Below are 16776 nucleotides of genomic sequence, written 5' to 3' on the forward strand. Positions count from 1 at the left end.
GCCGGCGGGCCTCACGGGGACGGGAACGCCGCGACCGGTGGAGCGCCCCGGTCACCCGGACCGGGACGACCGTCCGGATCGTCGGGAGCGCACGGTACCGGCGGCAGCGGAAACGGGAACGGGAACGGTACGGGGTCCGGAGGGGGGTCGTCCGAACCCTCGGCGCCTTCGACTCCGTCCGCGCCCGGATCCGGGCCAACCACCGGGCCCGCCGTCCTGGCGGTGGGCGAACCGGTGCGGGCCGCGGCCGACAAGCGCTGGTGCGAGAAGGTGACCGTGAAGTTCCGGAACACCGGGGGATCGCCGGTGCGGTCGGGGACTGTCACCTTCGCCACGCACGTCATCGGTGCGCTGGGGGTCGACTGGGCGACCGTCGAGTCGACCGGGCCGCTGCCCGCGCCGATCGGCGCGGGAGCGGCGCGGACGGAGACGTACACCGTCTGTGTGGACGCCTGGCGGGTGCCCCTGGGCATGCATGTCGAGACCCGGGACGTCACCGCCGTATTGAAGTAGTGACGGGTGGAAGCGTGCGGTGCCGGACAGGCCCCGGACAGGTTCGGGAGGCCCCTAAGGGCTGTCCCGCAATTCCTGGCGGGACAGCCCCTAGCGCAGGGCGAGCCAGGCGACCGCGCCGAGGGCGACGATCACCACGACGACGGCGGCGATCACCCCGACGCGCGGTCCGGACGAGGTGGCGGCCGGCTGCTGCCGACGCTGCGGCTCGCCCTCGTCGACGAAGGCGCGGAACATCTGGGTGCTGCCGGCCGGGTCGTGGTTGCCCTCGGGGCCCTGCGGGGCGTGGGGGTTGTGTGCCATGTGCCAGGACCCTAGCGAACTCGGCGTTGCGGCCCAACCCCCGGGTCGACGAAGGGCCGAGGCCGGGGGCGCGGGAATGGTGAGGAAGTGGTCGGGGACTGCGGTGGGGTGGGGTCGGCGGGCTGCCAGGGAGGCGGATTCCGGGGGCGCCCGGGTACGTGCCCGGTGCGCGTGTGGGTGCGTGCGTGGGTGCGTGCGTGGGTGCGTGTGTGGGGCGTACGTGGATGCATGTCAGGCGCGTACGTGGGTGCGCATCCGGGGGCCTGTACAGGGAACTTGCGGGGTGCAACGCGGGGCCCTTCAACAACTCCGGTCACACGAACGGGACTTGGCATGTCGACCAGCTCCCGGGCTGGATCTGCCGACGGCGCTCCGGACACTCACCACCCCACTCCGGACACTCGCCGCCCCCACTCCAGGCACTCGCCCACCCCCACCCCAGGCACTCGCCCACTCCCACCCCAGGACTCACCCGCCCCCGCCCCGGTGCGTTCGACACCCCGCTCCGGGCACTCGGCGTGCCCGTTTCCTCACGCTGCCGGAGCCGCCCCGGACTGCTCCCCATCCGCCCCGGCTGTGGCGCGAGACACATCCCGCATCATCCGCACGCCACACGCTGGACCTTTGACCGGAGCCGTACGCAGCCTTTTGCTTTCCTTTACTTCTGCAAGCCCCCTTTCGTTTGCCTGCAGCAACCAACGGCTTCTATGGTTGCCCTAAGCAACAAGATGAACCGGTGAGATGTCTGGGGGTCCCGTGGCCGCACGGAGTCAGTACGAAGAACTGGCCCGGCAACTGAGTGCCGTAGGGGCCGTCAAGAGAGGTCTCGCCCGCATCCTGCCCGCCGAATGTCCGGGCGGTTCCGCCGCCGTGCTGGCTCTTCTCAGGCAGCACGGCGAGATGCGGATCAGCCGACTGGCCGAGCTGCTGGACGTCGACATGTCGGTGACCAGCCGTCATGTCGCCCATGTGGCCGAGCGTGGCTGGATCGAGCGGTCCCCTGATCCGGCGGACAAGCGGTCCCGCATCCTGCGGCTGACCCCCGACGGACACGACGTGCTCCGCGATCTGAACCGGCGGACCACCGAGATGTTCGCCCACAACCTCTCCGACTGGTCTGACGACGAGGTCGGACAGCTCAACACGCTGTTGGCCCGGCTGCGCGACAGTTTCGCCTGTCGCGGGCCCAGCGGGTGCGGCCCCGGAAAGCACAGCGGCGACTGCCGCTCCCGGCATGCCGACAGCGACAACGGCTCGCACACCCGTACACCCGTGTAACAGAAGCAAAGACAAGGACTTAAATGGCTACGACCACACCAGCCGGTGTGCGGGGCGGCCACGCCAAGCACGGGGGATCCCCGGATCCCGCGTCCGGCGCGCCGATGACACACCGGCAGATCATGGAGGCGCTGGCCGGGCTCATGCTCGGCATGTTCGTCGCCATCCTGTCGTCGACCGTCGTCTCGAACGCACTGCCCGAGATCATCTCCGACCTCGGCGGCGGCCAGAGTGCCTACACCTGGGTCGTCACGGCCTCGCTGCTGGCGATGACCGCCACCACCCCCCTGTGGGGCAAGCTCTCCGACCTGTTCAGCAAGAAGCTGCTGGTCCAGATAGCCCTCGTCATCTACGTCGCCGGCTCGGTCGTCGCCGGTATGTCGACCAGCAGCGGCATGCTGATCGCCTGCCGTGTCGTCCAGGGCATCGGCGTCGGCGGTCTCTCCGCCCTGGCGCAGATCGTCATGGCGGCGATGATCGCCCCGCGTGAGCGCGGTCGCTACAGCGGATACATCGGTGCGGTGTTCGCCGTCGCCACCGTCGGTGGCCCGCTGCTCGGCGGTGTCATCACCGACACCAGCTGGATGGGCTGGCGCTGGTGCTTCTACGTCGGTGTGCCGTTCGCCGTCATCGCGCTGGTCGTGCTCCAGAAGACGCTGAAGCTCCCGGTCGTGAAGCGTGAGGTGAAGGTCGACTGGTGGGGCGCGTTCTTCATCAGCGCCGCCGTGTCGCTGCTGCTCGTCTGGGTGACCTTCGCGGGCGACAAGTACGACTGGCTGTCCTGGCAGACCGCCGCGATGGTCATCGGTTCCCTCGTGCTCGCCGGGATCTTCATAGCCGTCGAGTCCAAGGCCACCGAGCCGATCATCCCGCTGCGCCTCTTCCGCAACCGCACCATCACGCTGGCCTCGCTGGCCTCGCTGTTCGTCGGTATCGCGATGTTCGCGGGCACCGTCTTCTTCAGCCAGTACTTCCAGCTGGCGCGCGGCAAGTCGCCGACGATGTCGGGCGTCATGACGATCCCGATGATCGCGGGTCTGTTCATCTCCTCGACGGTCTCCGGCCAGGTCATCACCAAGACCGGCCGCTGGAAGGCCTGGCTGGTCAGCGGTGGCTTCCTGGTCACCGCCGGTCTCGGGCTGCTCGGCACCATCCGGTACGACACGACGTACTGGCACATCGCGGTCTACATGGCCGTCATGGGTCTCGGCATCGGCATGATGATGCAGAACCTGGTGCTCGCCACGCAGAACCAGGTCGCTCCGTCCGACCTCGGCTCGGCCAGCTCCGTCGTCACCTTCTTCCGTTCCCTCGGTGGTGCGATCGGCGTCTCGGCGCTGGGCGCCGTCATGGCGAACCGCGTCACCCACTACGTCAAGGACGGCCTCGCGGACCTCGGTCCCAAGGGTGCTGCCATGGGCCACGGCGGTACCGGCGGCGGGGGCATCCCCGACCTGGACAAGCTGCCCGAGCCGTTCCGTACGGTCGTGGAGAGCGCCTACGGGCACGGTGTCGGCGATGTCTTCCTGTACGCCGCTCCGGCCGCGCTGATCGCCTTCGTGGTCACGATCTTCATCAAGGAGGTCGCCCTGAAGACCAGCGCTTCGAGCGAGGCCCCGGCCACGTCCGAGACCCCGGCCGTGGAAGCGGCCGAGGCTCCGGCCGCCATCGCCGACGCACCGGTCCCCGCGGCAGCGGCCCCGGTCACGGCCACGCCGACGGCCACCTCGGCCGACGTCCCGGAGGCCCCCGCCACCCTGCACGGCACGTCCGTGCACGGTGTGGTGCGCGGTGCCGAGGGCGCGCCCGTCGCACGGGCCGCCGTCACGCTGATCTCGCTGGCCGGCCGGCAGCTGGGGCGCTCCGTCGCCCAGGCCGACGGCAGCTACGCCCTGGACGCTCCGGGCTCCGGCAGCTACGTCCTGATCGCGTCCGCCGACGGCTTCCAGCCGCAGGCGTCCACGGTGGTCGTCGGTGCCGAGCCACTCGCGTACGACATCCTGCTCTCCGGTACGAGCGGACTGGCCGGTGTCGTACGGGCCGCGGAGACCTCCTCCCCGGTGGAGGACGCCATGGTCATCGTGACCGATGTGCGCGGCGACGTGCTGGCCACCGGCAAGTCCGGCGAGACCGGCGAGTTCACCTTCGGCGAGCTGGTCCCCGGTTCGGTGACCGTCGCGGTGAACGCCGCCGGCTTCCGTCCGCTGGCGCTGCCGGTGGAGATCGGCGGCCAGGGCGTCACCCGGATCGAGGCCGCGCTGCAGTCCGGTGCGCTGGTGCAGGGTGTCGTGCGGGCCGGTTCCGCACGGCGGCCGCTGCCGGACGCCCGGGTCACGCTGGTCGACGCGGCGGGCAATGTGGTCGCCACCTCGACGACCGGGGAGGACGGGGCGTACGCCTTCACCGACCTGGACTCGGGCGAGTACTCGGTCATCGCGACCGGCTACCCCCCGGTGGCGAGCGCGCTGACGGTCTCCGGTCGCGGGGCCGACGGCCACGACATCGAGCTCGCCCACCCCGGCGAGTAGGAACGATCCTGCGGCAGGCGGCGCGGACGCCGTGAAGCCTGCTGCACGGCGTTCTCACCACAGACCCCTGGCGGGTCGGCGTTTCTAGCGGAGACGCTGTACCGGTCGGTGGAAATGGGCCCCGGCGGCGGGGACGGCAGGCAGGGGACGGCCTGCCGTCCCCGCCCCGGGGCCCGACTCATTGAGTCGTTGAGCAAGGAGAAAGAACACGATGGGACTTCGCGCACAGGTACGGACGCGGGACGGCTGGGCGGTCCAGCACGCGGTCGTGACGGTCACCGACATGACCGGCGCGCAGGTGCTGCGGGCCACTGCGGACGAGGACGGCACGGTGCGGACCGACGCTCCGCTGCAGGCCGGCGCGTACACCGTGATCGTCACCGCGGTCGGGTACGCACCCGCCGCCTCCACCGCCCTCGTCACGGCGAGCGGGCGGGTCGAGGCCGGCACGGTGGTGCTGGCCCGCCAGGGCGGCGTGGAGCTGCCGCCGCCGGGCACCTGGTCGCTGGACCCGGCACACTCCTCGGTGGCCGCGGTCGCGCAGCACCTGGGGATCTCCAGCGTGCGCGGCCGGTTCACCGAGTTCAGCGGCCGGATCGAGATCTCCGAGGAGGTCCACCGGTCCCGGGTCGACGCCGTCATCAGCGCGGCGAGCATCGACACCGGCAACGGAATGCGCGACAAGCACCTGCGGTCGCCCGACTTCCTCGACTCGGACCGCTTCCCCGAGATCACGTACCGCTCCATCGGGATCACCCCCGCCGGCCCCGACCGCTGGACCGTCCACGGCCGGCTGTCGATGCACGGTGTCGAACGCCCGGTCGACCTGGACCTGAGCTACCTCGGCACGGGCCCGGACCCGTGGGGCGGGGTGCGTGCGGCCTTCAACGCCTCGGCGGAGCTGCGCCGCGAGGACTTCGCCATGAACTACAACCAGGTGGTGCAGGCGGGCATCTCCGCGATCGGCACGACGCTGCGGGTGGAGCTCGACATCCAGGCCGTGCAGGGCGAGTCGCTGCCGTCGTAGTCGCCGCGCGGGGCGAGTCGCTGCCGTCGTAGTCGCCGCGCGGGGCGGGAGTCCGCCGTCGTAGTCGCCGTGCGGGGCGGGAGTCCGCCGTCCCGGCCGGCGTGCGGGGTGATTCCCTGCCGTCGCGCTCACCGCGCGGGGTGAGTGACCGTCGCCGTGGTCTGCGGACATGGCACCCACTATCGCGACGGACACGGCCGTGGAACCCCGGGCAGGCCAAGACCCGCAACGCGAAGCGGGACGCGCGGGTCGGTGTGATCGTGCTGTCGGGCGAGATTGAGCGGGGCGGCGCGCAGCGCTTCGTTGAGGGGCGGTGGCCGGGCGACGGGTGGGCGGGCCGTGGGTCCAGGTGGACGGTTCGGCCGAGGTGATCGAATCGCCGGAGCCGGTCGAACCGCCCCCGGCCGTCCCGCACCGCCCCTCAGCGGTCCCGCATCACCCCTCAGCCGTCCCGCACCGCCCCTCAGCGGTCCCGCATCGCCTCGATGCCCGCGATCAGCAGGTCCAGGGCGAAGGTGAAGTCCCGGTCGCGCATCTCCTCGACCGTGTCGCCGCCGCGGGCGTCCATCACTTCCTGCGAGGACTCCATGATGTCGCTGAGATGAGGCTGGTCGCGGATCGTGGTCATCGCCTGCTGGTAGTACTGCTCCTGGCTGATCCCCGCGGCGGCGCTGCGCTGCGCGAAGTGGCCCTCGACCGTGCCGAATCCGTACACGAACTGGAAGACCGCGGAGAGCGCGCCGGTCTGGTGTTCCAGCGGCAGGCCGGTCGCCCGGATCACGTCCTGGACGGCGTACGACATCAGCATCGCGTGCGGCCCGATGTTGAGGAAGTGCCCGGCGAGCGGGGAAACCCAGACATGCCGGACGAGCAGTTGCCGGTACTCGGTGGCCAGCCCGCGCAGCCGGTCGTGCCAGTGCGCGTCCTCCCGCGGGGGCGTGAACTCCCTGTAGACCGAGTCCAGGGCCAGTTCCAGCAGGTCGTCCTTGGTGTCCACGTACCAGTACAGGGACATCGCGGTGACATCTAGTTCGGCGGCGAGCCTGCGCATGGAGAACTTGGCGAGTCCCTCGGCGTCCAGCAGCCGGACCGAGGTCGCCGTGATCCGTTCCCGGTCCAGGCCCGCCGCCTGGTCCGGTTTGCGGGTGCGCGACGGTGTCCGCTGATCCAGCCACACGCTGGTCCTGGCGGGGTTCTTCACGCGGTCGGCCGCAGACACCATGGCGCACTCTCCTCGTCTTGCCGGCGGGGCGGACCGGCCGCGTACGCGTGACCCGTGCACGGAGCGGATCCGTTACGGTCCGGCGCGCCCCTCCCGATGCTATGCCGCCGCCGCGGTCCCGGCGGAGTCCGCACGGGCGGATTCCGTCCGCTCCGCGCGGCGCAGCAGCACGGCGGCGAGCAGGCCGCCGACCAGCACCGCGACCGCTCCGAAGAGCTGGCTGGTCTCCAGGCCCGAGGCGAAGGCGTCCGTGATCCGGGCCCGCTCACCGGCGTCGCCCGCCGAGGCGAGCGCGGCGGGCAGCGAGGCCGCCCCGACGGCCGCCGGCACCAGGGCCGCGAACCGCGAGTTGAGCACCGCGCCGAGGACGGCGACGCCCAGGCCGTTGCCGAACTCGGCGAGCGTGCCGTTGACCCCGGCGCCCACCCCGGCCTTCTCCGGCGGAATGGCGCTCATGATCGCGTTGGCCATGGCGGGCATGGCGAGCGCGATGCCCGCGCCCATCACGACCAGGCCGAGCAGCATGCCGCCGTAGCCGTCGCCGCCGAGCAGCGCGATCGCGGCCAGGCCCGCGGCCAGCAGGCCCATCCCGGACGCGATGGTGACCGGCGTACCCAGTTTGGGCACCAGCCTGGCGCCCAGGCCGGTGAGGTTGAGCGCGACGACGCTCAGCGCCAGCGGGGCCGTGCGCAGACCGGCCTCCAACGGCTCGTAGCCGAGCACGAACTGGAGCTGCTGGGTGAGCAGGAAGAGCGAGCCGCCCATCCCGAAGGCGACCAGGATCGCGCCCGCGACCGCCCCGATGAACTTCTGGTTCCGGAAGAAGTGCATGTCCAGCATCGGGTGCGGGATGTGCAGCTCCCACAGCACGAATCCGGTGAGGACGGCGACCCCGACGAAGGCGGTCAGCAGCACCTGGCCCGACGTCCAGCCGTGCCCCGGGCCGGAGATGATCGCGTACACGACGGATGCCATGCCGATGGTGGAGAGCAGGGCGCCGAGCAGGTCGGGGCGCTCGCCGCCGGCGCTCCTGGACTCCGGTACGAGCCGGGCCACGGCGACCAGTCCGACGACCGCGACCGGGATGTTGATCAGGAAGATCGCGCCCCACCAGAAGTGGTCGAGCATCACTCCCCCGACCAGCGGCCCGACGGCGAACCCGAGCGAGCTGACGGTCGACCAGATGCCGATCGCCTTGACGCGTTCGGTCTCGTCGAAGATCTGCACGACGACGGCGAGCGTCGTGGTCATCAGCAGCGCACCGCCGATGCCCATGCCCGCACGGGCGGCGATCAGCTGTACGGAGGTCTGGGCCAGTCCGGCCACCAGCGAGCCGATACCGAACAGGGCGAGCCCGGTGATCAGCATCTTCTTGCGGCCGTAGCGGTCGGCGGAGCTGCCGGCCGTGAGCAGCAGGCCCGACTGGACCAGCGAATAGGCGTTGATCATCCACTGCACATCGGCGGTGGAGGCGTCCAGCTCCCGGGTGAGGGAGGGGATCGCGACGTTGAGGACGGTGTTGTCGAGCAGCACCGTGAGCTGGGCGAGACAGATGACGCCGAGGATCAGCCAGCGTTGCGGATGGCTCGGCGACGAGAGGTGGTTCTGCTCGGCGGCGGTCGCCGTCATACGGACTCCTGATCCCTTATACGGTGTACGAGTAGCAAGCGTCGTACACCGTATAGTCAGCCCTGTACGGCGTACAACACATTTACCCGCGGTACCGTGCTCGCCGCTGATCCGACAAGGGCTGGAGTGGTATGTCACTGCGTCGTCGTACGGTGGAAGTGCTCGTCGCGGCAGGGCTGTCGGTGACCGCCCTGGTGCCGCCCGCAGCGGCGGCCGGCCAGGGGCACGGGCACCCGGTTCCGCTGCGCGTGGCCACGTACAACATCCATGCGGGCGCCGGCATGGACAACGTCTTCGATCTCGACCGGCAGACCGCCGAACTGCGCTCGCTGGACGCCGATGTGATCGGGCTCCAGGAGGTCGACGTCCACTGGGGCGACCGCAGCCAGTGGCGCGACCTGGCCGGTGAGCTGGCCGAACGGCTGGGCATGCGGGTGTCGTTCGCCCCGATCTACCGCCTCGACCCGGTGACGCCGGGCGCGCCGAAGCGGGAGTTCGGCGTCGCGGTGCTGTCCCGGTACCCGATCGTGAGCGCCGAGAACCACGACATCACCCGGCTCTCCACCCAGGACCCGAACCCGGCCCCGGCGCCCGCGCCCGGCTTCGGTGAGGTGGTGGTACGGGTGAAGGGGCTGCCCGTGCACGTGTACGCGACGCACCTCGACTACCGGGGCGACCCGTCCGTGCGGATCGCCCAGGTGGCCGACACCCGCCGGATCATGGCCGAGGACCGGGAGTCGGAGCGGCGGCCGGTGCGGCAGGTTCTGCTCGGCGACTTCAACGCGGCGCCGGCCGCGCCCGAACTCGCCCCGCTGTGGCGGGAGCTCGACGACGTGGAGCCCGGCGGTCCCACGTACCCGGCGCAGGATCCGGTGCAGCGGATCGACTACGTGGCGGTGTCGAGGGACACCGTGCGGGTACGCGACGCGGCGGTGGCCGAGACGCTCGCCTCGGACCACCGCCCTGTTGTCGCGGACCTGTTGCTGCGGCGCTGAGCCCCGCCCCGGGCTCTCAGCCGTTCTTCTCCGGCTGGGTCAGGTCGTAGAAGGTGGCGCTGCCGGCCGTGACCTTCTTGAAGTTCGCCTCCACCCAGGAGGAGATCTGCGAGGAGGTGCCGTTGCCGCCGCCCATGCCGCCGCCCCCGCCCATGCCACCGGAGATGAAGTAGTGGATCCGGCCGTCCTCGACGTACTGCTTGAACCGGGCGAGCGTCGGGGACGGGTCGCTTCCGTTGAAGCCGCCGATCGCCATCACCGGGTCACCGGTGGCGAGTTGGTAGCTCGCGGCGTTCTGCGAGCCGATGGCCGCGGCGGCCCAGGTGTAGTCCCCGGCGTTCTTCTCCAGGAGCTTCTTGGCCTCGGTGCCGACGGACGCGCCGTTGAGCAGTCCGCCCATGCCGCCGCCTCCGCCGCCTTCGCCGAAGCCCTCGCCCGTGCCCGTGCCCGTGCCCATGCCGGGCATCGCACCGGGCTGCTGCCCGTTCTGCGAGGTGCCGGGCAGACCGTTCGCCTGGCCTCGGCCTTGTCCCTGGCCCTGGCCCTGGCCCTGGCCTTGGCCCTGGCCCTGGCCTTGGCCCTGGCCTTGGCCCTGGCCCTGGCCTTGGCCCTGGCCCTGGCCGGGCGGGGTGCCGGTCGGGGGCCCGCCCATGCCGCCGCCCTGCTGATTGCCCTGCTGACCGCCCTGCCCCGGGAATCGCATCCCGCCGCCCGGACCACCACCGCGGCCACCGCCGCCGGGGCCGCCCATGCCACCCCCGGACGGGCCGGCCGTGACGATCGAGCCCTGGTGCCCGGTGTTCAACGTGCTCACGGCGTACGCGGTCGGCCCGGCCAGCGACGCGGCGAAGCCCAGGACCACGGCGACGAACGCCACCCGGCGCCCCGTCCGAAACGCGAGCAGCAGCCCCAGCGCGCCGGCGATCCCGGCGACGAGCACGGCCGTGCGCAGCCACGGCAGGTAGCCCGTGGTCCGGCCCAGCAGCACGTACGACCAGTACGCCGTCACGACGACCGCGCCGCCGAGCGTGGCGCCCGCCCACCAGCGGGACCGCTCCTCCCACAGGACCGTCGCGCCCATGCCGATCAGCGCCGCGATGTACGGGGCGAGGGCCACCGTGTAGTACTGGTGGAAGATGCCGGCCATGAAGCTGAAGACGACCGCCGTCATCAGCAACGAGCCGCCCCAGGCGAGGAACGCCGCACGGGCCGTGTCGGTGCGCTTCGCCCGCCAGGTCAGCCAGACGCCCGCGACCAGCAGGATCAGTGCGGCGGGCAGCAGCCAGGAGATCTGGCCGCCGATCTCGGAGTTGAACATCCGGCCGATGCCGGTCTCGCCCCACTGGCCGCCGGACCCGCCGCCCGGACCGCCCCCGCCCCCGACGCTGCCGGTCTCGTCGCCGTTGATCCGGCCCAGGCCGTTGTAGCCGAAGGTCAGTTCAAGGAAGGAGTTGTTCTGCGATCCGCCGATGTACGGGCGGGACGAGGCGGGCCACAGTTCGACGATCGCGACCCACCAGCCACCCGCGACGACCGTCACGAGGGCCGAGAGTCCGAGCTGGCCGAGCCGTCGGCGTACCGGAACCGGCGCGCACAGCGCGTACAGCACGGCCAGCGGCGGCAGGATCAGGAACGCCTGCAGGGTCTTCGCCAGGAACGCGAACCCGACCGCGACCCCCGCCCACAGCAGCCACTTGGTGCGGCCGCCCTCCAGTGCGCGCAGCACGCAGTAGACCGTGACGGTCATCAGCAACGCCAGCAGCGCGTCCGGGTTGTTGAAGCGGAACATCAGCGCGGCCACCGGCGTGAGCGCGAACACCACCATCGCGATCAGCCCGGCGACGGCGTTGAAGCGGCGGCGCACGGCCGCGTACAGCACTCCGGCCGTGGCCACCCCCATCAGCACCTGCGGGAGCAGGATCGCCCAGGAGTTGAGGCCGAGGACGCGCACCGACAGGGCCATCGGCCAGAGGGAGGCCGGCGGCTTGTCGACGGTGATGGCGTTGGCCGCGTCCAGCGAGCCGAAGAAGAAGGCCTTCCAGCTGCGGCTGCCCGCCTGCGCGGCGGCGGAGTAGAAGGAGTTGGCGTAGCCGGAGGCACTGAGGTTCCACAGGTACGCGCCCGCGATGACCAGCAGCAGCACGAGGAACGCCGGCCGTGCCCAGCGCGGGTCCTCCGGCCTGCCCCGCAGGATGCGGTGCGCCGGGGAGCTGTTCGGGCGTCCGTGGACCGGAGCGCCGGCCGGCGCGGGTGCCGGCGGGCCCGGCGGGGCCGGAAGGTGGTCGGGATGCAACGTGGTCATCGGACGTTCCCCAGTTCGTGGTGAGTGTCATCGGCGTGCCCGGCCGCAGGGGCGGCCGCGGCCGGACCGTCCTCGGCATGCCCGACCGCAGGAGCGGCCGCGGCCGGACCGTCCTCGGCATGCCCGACCGCAGGAGCGGCCGCGGCCGGGCCGTCCTCGGCATGCCCGGCCGCAGGGGCGGCCGCGATCGGACCGTCCTCGGCGTGCCCGACCGCAGGAGCGGCCGCGGCCGGGCCGTCCTCGTACACCTCGCGGCTCCGGTCCGCCCGGTCCGGGAAGACCCAGGCGCGGAAGAGCAGGAACCGCAGCACGGTCGCCGCGAGGTTGGCCGCGATCAGCACGGCGAGCTCCGTGCCGTGCGACGGGGATCCGGACGCCGCCCCCAGCGCGGCCAGTGATCCGCTGGTCAGGGCGAGGCCGATGGCGAAGACGACCAGGCCCTGTGCCTGATGGCGGACGGCTCCGCCCCGGCCCCGTACGCCGAACGTGAGCCGCCGGTTGGCCGCCGTGTTGGCGACGGCCGACACCAGCAGCGCGCCCCCGTTGGCGAGCTGCGGGCCGAAGCCCAGCCGGAACAGCGAGTACAGGGCGAGGTAGACGAGCGTGGAGAGGGCGCCGACGACGCAGAACCCGACGAGCTGACGGGCCAGTCCACCCGGTACCCCGCTCAGGGCACGGTCACGCGGATCGTCCCCGAAGGGCCGGGCCAGCCGGTCCAGCGGCAGTGCGCCGACCGTCAGCGCCCGCCCCACCCGCCACACGCCCTTCAGGTCCTCGGTCGCCGTCCGCACGATGTGGACGGTGGAGTCGGGGTCGTCGATCCAGTCGACCGGCACCTCGTGGATACGCAGCCCGGCACGCTCGGCGAGCACCAGCAGCTCGGTGTCGAAGAACCACCCCGAGTCCTCCACCATCGGCAGCAGCCGCTCCGCGACATCGCGCCGTACGGCCTTGAACCCGCACTGCGCGTCGCTGAACCGGGCGGCCAGCGACGAGCGGAGAATGAGGTTGTAGGCGCGCGAGACGAACTCCCGCTTCGACCCCCGCACCACCCGCGAACCACGGCTCAGCCGGGAGCCGATGGCCAGGTCGGAGTGGCCCGAGATCAGCGGGGCGACCAGCGGCAGCAGCGCGTTGAGGTCGGTGGACAGATCGACGTCCATGTAGGCCAGGACCGGCGCGTCCGAATGGGACCAGACAGTGCGCAGCGCCCGCCCCCGGCCCTTCTCCTCCAGCCGGTACGACCGCACCCGGGGCAGCGCAGCCGCGAGCCGGGCCGCCACCTCCGGCGTCCGGTCGGTGCTGGCGTTGTCCGCGACGGTGATCCGGAAGCTGTACGGAAAGGTGCGCGCCAGATGGTCGTGCAGGCGCAGCACACACGGTTCGAGGTCCTTCTCCTCGTTGTAGACGGGTACCACCACATCGAGTACGGGTGCACCCGCCGCATCGACCGCTCCGGCGAGGAGGTGGTCCCGGGCCGGCAGGGTGCCCCAGGGAGTGTCGGTTCGCATGTGACCGACACTCGCCAACCCCGCTGTCACACCGGTGTGCTGAACCTGTCCCCCGGCTGTGAGTACGGCCCGGTCCGCGGGGGAGTGCGAGCCGGTCTGCGGGGAGTACCGACCGGTCTGCGGGAGTACGGCCCGGCCTGCTGTGCGCGCGAGCCGGTCTACTGCGCGAACGAGCCCGCGGGCTGCGCGTACGGACCGGTCTGCTGCGCGCACGGACCGGCCGCGGCCTCCGCGGGCAGATGGACGGCGAACACCGTGCGTCCCGGCACCGAGTCCACCTCGGCCCGGCCGCCGTGCGCGGCGACGACGGCCTGCACTATGGCGAGCCCGAGCCCGGTGGACCCGGCGTTGCGCGAGCGCGAGGCGTCCCCGCGGGCGAACCGCTCGAAGACGTGCGGCAGCAGCTCCGGCGGAATGCCGGGCCCGTCGTCCTGGACCTCCAGCGTCACCCACGGCCGGCCGGCCGCGCACCGCACCCGGACCGTGACGGTGGTGCCGGGCGGGGTGTGGGTACGGGCGTTCGCCAGCAGGTTGACCAGCACCTGGTGGAGCCGGGGCGGATCACCGTGCACGGTCGCGGGCTCGTCCGGCAGTTCGAGGCGCCAGTGGTGGCCGCTGTCGCCGGCGGCACGGGCATCGCTCAGCGCGTCGACGACGACCGGGGAGAGATCGGTGCTCTCCAGGCCGAGCGGGCGTCCGGCGTCCAGCCGGGCGAGCAGCAGCAGATCCTCCACCATGCCCGTCATCCGCTCCGCCTCGGACTCGATCCGCCCCAGGGCGTGCCGGGTGTCGGGGCCGGTCTCCTCGTGGCCGCGCCGGGTCAGTTCGGCGTATCCGCGGATCGAGGCGAGCGGGGTGCGCAGCTCATGGCTGGCGTCCGCGACGAACTGGCGGACCCGGGTCTCGCTCTCCTGGCGGGCCTCCAGCGCCGAACCGACGTGCCCCAGCATCCGGTTGAGCGCCGCGCCCACCTGGCCGACCTCGGTACGCGGATCGGCCTGGGCCTGCGGAACCCGTTCCAGCAGGGCCACCTCGCCGCTGTGCAGCGGGAGTTCGGAGACCCTGGTCGCGGTCGCGGCGACCCGGCGCAGCGGTCGCAGCGCGACGCCGACCATGGCGGCGCCGGCGATCACGGCCGCGATCAGCCCGGCGCCGGTGACGCAGACCTCGACGAGGAGCAGGGTGGTGATCGCGGAGCCCACCTCGGCGGCGGGCAGACCGACCAGGACGGTGGCGCCGTGCGGGTCGGTGACGGCCTCGACCCGGTTGGCCCCGAGCCCCGGCAGGTCGACGGTGCGCGGCTCCTCCCCGACGGAGAGGTCCGCCGCCGCCAGTGCCCCGCGCTGGGCGGCGGTCATCGGCTGTCCGCTGTCCTCGGAGCCGGGCCCCGGTGCGGTGGTGCTCGCCACGACCACGCGCGACTCGCCGACCGCGCCGTCCTCCAGCACCGCGCCGAAGGCGCCGACGGGCAGTCCGCGGGAGTCGACGAAGGCCAGCGGGTCGAGGCTCTGCGGCACCCCGCCGCCGGGCATCGGGCCCCCGCCGGGCGGCTTCGCGGCCCGCACGGCGACGGTGTGCAGCTGGTCGTCGAGCTTGCCGTACATGTAGCTGTGGAAGGCGATGGTGGTGACCGTCCCGATGACCGCGGCGACGACGGCGATCAGGGTGACCGCCGAGACCACCAGCCGGGTCCGCAGCGTCCACGGCCCCCGCCACCTGCGGGGGCGCCTACTCACCGGGCTTGATGAGGTATCCCGCCCCACGCCGGGTGTGGATCATCGGTGAGCGCCCGGCGTCGATCTTCTTGCGCAGATACGAGATGTACAGCTCGACGACGTTCGCCTGTCCGCCGAAATCGTAGTTCCACACCCGGTCGAGGATCTGCGCCTTGCTCAGCACCCGGCGCGGATTGCGCATCAGGAACCGCAGCAGCTCGAACTCGGTCGCGGTGAGGTGGATGGACGTACCGCCCCGGCCGACCTCGTGGCTGTCCTCGTCGAGCATCAGATCGCCGACGACGAGCGTCGACTCGCTGCGCACCGCCGCCGTGCCCGAGCGCCGGATCAGCCCGCGCAGCCGCGCCACGACCTCCTCCAGGCTGAACGGCTTGGTGACGTAGTCGTCGCCGCCCGCCGTGAGACCGGCGATCCGGTCCTCCACCGCGTCGCGCGCGGTCAGGAACAGTACGGGCACCTCGGCGAGCTCCCGCCGCAGCCTGCCGAGCACGGCGAACCCGTCCGTGTCGGGCAGCATCACATCGAGGATCACCACGTCGGGCCGGAAGGAACGCGCCATCCGGACGGCCCCGGCACCGTCCCCGGCGCTGCGCACCTCCCAGCCCTCGTAGCGCAGGGCCATGGACAGCAGTTCGGCGAGGGGGGCCTCGTCGTCCACCACCAGCACACGGACCGGGGTGCGGTCCGCCCTCAGCAGTTCGGTACGCCCCTGGGGCGAGGTCGTCGTCGTCATGCCCCAACCCTGTGAGGCTCCCCTGAAAGGGCCCTTACCCGTTTCTGTGAATTCCCTGAGAAAAGGGCCGGCCCGGCGACGGCGGCCGGCCCGGGCCGAACAAGGCGCTCGCGTTCCCGTGACAGACCGCCCGCAGCCAGTCGTCCCCCAGCTCCAGCCGTTCCAGCGCGTGCAGTTGATGGGCGTACGGGTACGGGATGTTCGGGAAGTCCGTGCCCAGCAGGATCCGGTCCCCGAGCGCCGCGAGCCGCCCCCGTCCGTCCGGCGGGAACGGACTGAAGTCCTCCGTGAAGTCCGTGAACGCCATCGTCGTGTCGAGCCGCACCTCCCGGTACGCCTCCGCGAGCGCCAGGAACTCCGCGTACTCCGGCATCCCCATGTGCGCCACGATCAGCCGCAGCCGGGGATGCCGGGCGAGCAGCCGGCCGACCGGCTCCGGACCGGTGTGCCTGCCGGGCGCCGGCCCCGAGCCGCAGTGCGTCACCACCGGGATCCCGGCCTCCGCGAGCAGCCCCCAGACCGGATCGAGCAGCGGGTCGTTGACGTCGTACCCGCCCACCTGGACGTGCGACTTGAAGACCCGCGCGCCCGCCTCGACGGCCTCGCGCACATACCGCTCCACGCCCTCCTCCGGGAAGAACGTCGCGGTGTGCAGACAGTCCGGCACCCGGCGGGCGAAGTCGGCGGCCCAGCCGTTCAGCCAGGCGGCCATCCCGGCCTTGTGCGGGTAGAGCATCGAGGTGAACCGGAGCACGCCGAACGAACGCAGCAGCGCGAGGCGTTCGTCCTCGTCGTGCCGGTAGGCGATCGGCCACTCCATCCCGGTCAGCGGCCCCGCCGAGTCGAAGTACGCCCAGACCTTGCTGAGCACCCGTTCTGGCATGAAGTGGGTGTGGACATCGATGATCCCGGGCAGCCCCAGCCGCTGCCAGAACCGTACGACGTCGTCGGCGTCACCACTCGTTGCGCTCATCCCGAGCCCCTCTCACCGTCCGGACG

Annotated in this window: 13 protein-coding genes; 5 read left to right on the forward strand and 8 right to left on the reverse strand. The window is 72.0% G+C overall.

The genetic code is table 11. The features are described 5' to 3' along the window. Positions 1–222 precede the first annotated feature (222 nt). Positions 223–513 (forward strand): hypothetical protein, encoded by a 291-nt coding sequence (locus tag ACGF8B_RS00765; RefSeq protein ID WP_392733518.1) that lies wholly within the window; start codon positions 223–225, stop codon positions 511–513. 90 nt (positions 514–603) lie between these two features. On the opposite strand, the gene ACGF8B_RS00770 is transcribed toward ACGF8B_RS00765, so the two are convergent. Continuing rightward, the gene (locus tag ACGF8B_RS00770; protein WP_342285256.1) at positions 604–816 is read right to left on the reverse strand and encodes a hypothetical protein; all 213 of its coding nucleotides are present in this window, start codon (positions 814–816) and stop codon (positions 604–606) included. Positions 817–1572: 756 nt separating this feature from the next. On the opposite strand from ACGF8B_RS00770, the gene ACGF8B_RS00775 reads away from it, so the two are divergent. The 3 genes from ACGF8B_RS00775 to ACGF8B_RS00785 all read left to right on the forward strand — a co-directional run bounded on the left by ACGF8B_RS00775 (position 1573) and on the right by ACGF8B_RS00785 (position 5649). Then, positions 1573–2094, forward strand: a complete 522-nt coding sequence (locus ACGF8B_RS00775) for a MarR family winged helix-turn-helix transcriptional regulator (protein WP_392733520.1) — start codon at positions 1573–1575, stop codon at positions 2092–2094. 23 nt (positions 2095–2117) lie between these two features. Beyond that, the gene (locus ACGF8B_RS00780) at positions 2118–4622 is read left to right on the forward strand and encodes an MFS transporter (RefSeq protein WP_392733522.1); all 2505 of its coding nucleotides are present in this window, start codon (positions 2118–2120) and stop codon (positions 4620–4622) included. 211 nt (positions 4623–4833) lie between these two features. Beyond that, positions 4834–5649, forward strand: a complete 816-nt coding sequence (locus ACGF8B_RS00785) for a YceI family protein (RefSeq protein ID WP_392733524.1) — start codon at positions 4834–4836, stop codon at positions 5647–5649. A 463-nt stretch (positions 5650–6112) separates the two neighbouring features. Here the strand turns inward: ACGF8B_RS00785 and ACGF8B_RS00790 are convergent, their stop codons facing one another. Together ACGF8B_RS00790 and ACGF8B_RS00795 are read right to left on the reverse strand one after the other, a co-directional pair. Then, the gene (locus tag ACGF8B_RS00790; RefSeq protein ID WP_392733526.1) at positions 6113–6871 is read right to left on the reverse strand and encodes a TetR/AcrR family transcriptional regulator; all 759 of its coding nucleotides are present in this window, start codon (positions 6869–6871) and stop codon (positions 6113–6115) included. A gap of 99 nt (positions 6872–6970) precedes the next feature. Continuing rightward, positions 6971–8500 (reverse strand): MFS transporter, encoded by a 1530-nt coding sequence (locus tag ACGF8B_RS00795; RefSeq protein WP_392733528.1) that lies wholly within the window; start codon positions 8498–8500, stop codon positions 6971–6973. Between the two features lie 131 nt (positions 8501–8631). Between ACGF8B_RS00795 and ACGF8B_RS00800 the strand changes: the two genes are divergently transcribed. After that, positions 8632–9495 (forward strand): endonuclease/exonuclease/phosphatase family protein, encoded by an 864-nt coding sequence (locus ACGF8B_RS00800; RefSeq protein ID WP_392733530.1) that lies wholly within the window; start codon positions 8632–8634, stop codon positions 9493–9495. 16 nt (positions 9496–9511) lie between these two features. Here the strand turns inward: ACGF8B_RS00800 and ACGF8B_RS00805 are convergent, their stop codons facing one another. The 5 genes from ACGF8B_RS00805 to ACGF8B_RS00825 all read right to left on the reverse strand — a co-directional run bounded on the left by ACGF8B_RS00805 (position 9512) and on the right by ACGF8B_RS00825 (position 16750). Then, on the reverse strand, positions 9512–11797 hold the full coding sequence (locus ACGF8B_RS00805; protein WP_392733532.1) for an ArnT family glycosyltransferase: 2286 nt from the start codon (positions 11795–11797) through the stop codon (positions 9512–9514). Further along, a complete protein-coding gene (locus tag ACGF8B_RS00810; protein ID WP_392733534.1) occupies positions 11794–13308 on the reverse strand; it encodes a glycosyltransferase in 1515 nt (504 codons plus the stop codon). The genes ACGF8B_RS00805 and ACGF8B_RS00810 overlap by 4 nt, the downstream gene beginning before the upstream one ends. A 158-nt stretch (positions 13309–13466) precedes the next feature. Further along, positions 13467–15044: a sensor histidine kinase gene (locus ACGF8B_RS00815; RefSeq protein ID WP_392733537.1), complete on the reverse strand. Its 1578-nt coding sequence runs from the start codon at positions 15042–15044 to the stop codon at positions 13467–13469. Next, positions 15037–15777 carry a response regulator transcription factor gene (locus tag ACGF8B_RS00820; RefSeq protein ID WP_392733539.1) on the reverse strand — a complete coding sequence of 247 codons (741 nt, stop codon included), beginning with the start codon at positions 15775–15777 and terminating at the stop codon, positions 15037–15039. The genes ACGF8B_RS00815 and ACGF8B_RS00820 overlap by 8 nt, the downstream gene beginning before the upstream one ends. Positions 15778–15811: 34 nt before the next feature. Continuing rightward, positions 15812–16750, reverse strand: coding sequence for an amidohydrolase family protein (locus tag ACGF8B_RS00825; RefSeq protein WP_392733540.1), 939 nt, complete (start codon positions 16748–16750; stop codon positions 15812–15814). Between the last annotated feature and the right edge of the window lie 26 nt (positions 16751–16776).

The sequence above is a fragment of the Streptomyces sp. NPDC047917 genome, from assembly GCF_043204345.1.
Taxonomy (GTDB): domain Bacteria; phylum Actinomycetota; class Actinomycetes; order Streptomycetales; family Streptomycetaceae; genus Streptomyces; species Streptomyces sanglieri.

What these genes read in the sequence shown, in the direction of transcription:
- ACGF8B_RS00805 (WP_392733532.1), bottom strand. Translation starts at nt 11,797, where the DNA reads ATGACCACGTTGCATCCCGACCACCTTCCGGCCCCGCCGGGCCCGCCG.
- ACGF8B_RS00785 (WP_392733524.1), top strand. Translation starts at nt 4,834, where the DNA reads ATGGGACTTCGCGCACAGGTACGGACGCGGGACGGCTGGGCGGTCCAG.
- ACGF8B_RS00770 (WP_342285256.1), bottom strand. Translation starts at nt 816, where the DNA reads ATGGCACACAACCCCCACGCCCCGCAGGGCCCCGAGGGCAACCACGAC.
- ACGF8B_RS00795 (WP_392733528.1), bottom strand. Translation starts at nt 8,500, where the DNA reads ATGACGGCGACCGCCGCCGAGCAGAACCACCTCTCGTCGCCGAGCCAT.
- ACGF8B_RS00780 (WP_392733522.1), top strand. Translation starts at nt 2,118, where the DNA reads ATGGCTACGACCACACCAGCCGGTGTGCGGGGCGGCCACGCCAAGCAC.
- ACGF8B_RS00800 (WP_392733530.1), top strand. Translation starts at nt 8,632, where the DNA reads ATGTCACTGCGTCGTCGTACGGTGGAAGTGCTCGTCGCGGCAGGGCTG.
- ACGF8B_RS00820 (WP_392733539.1), bottom strand. Translation starts at nt 15,777, where the DNA reads ATGACGACGACGACCTCGCCCCAGGGGCGTACCGAACTGCTGAGGGCG.
- ACGF8B_RS00810 (WP_392733534.1), bottom strand. Translation starts at nt 13,308, where the DNA reads ATGCGAACCGACACTCCCTGGGGCACCCTGCCGGCCCGGGACCACCTC.
- ACGF8B_RS00825 (WP_392733540.1), bottom strand. Translation starts at nt 16,750, where the DNA reads ATGAGCGCAACGAGTGGTGACGCCGACGACGTCGTACGGTTCTGGCAG.
- ACGF8B_RS00790 (WP_392733526.1), bottom strand. Translation starts at nt 6,871, where the DNA reads ATGGTGTCTGCGGCCGACCGCGTGAAGAACCCCGCCAGGACCAGCGTG.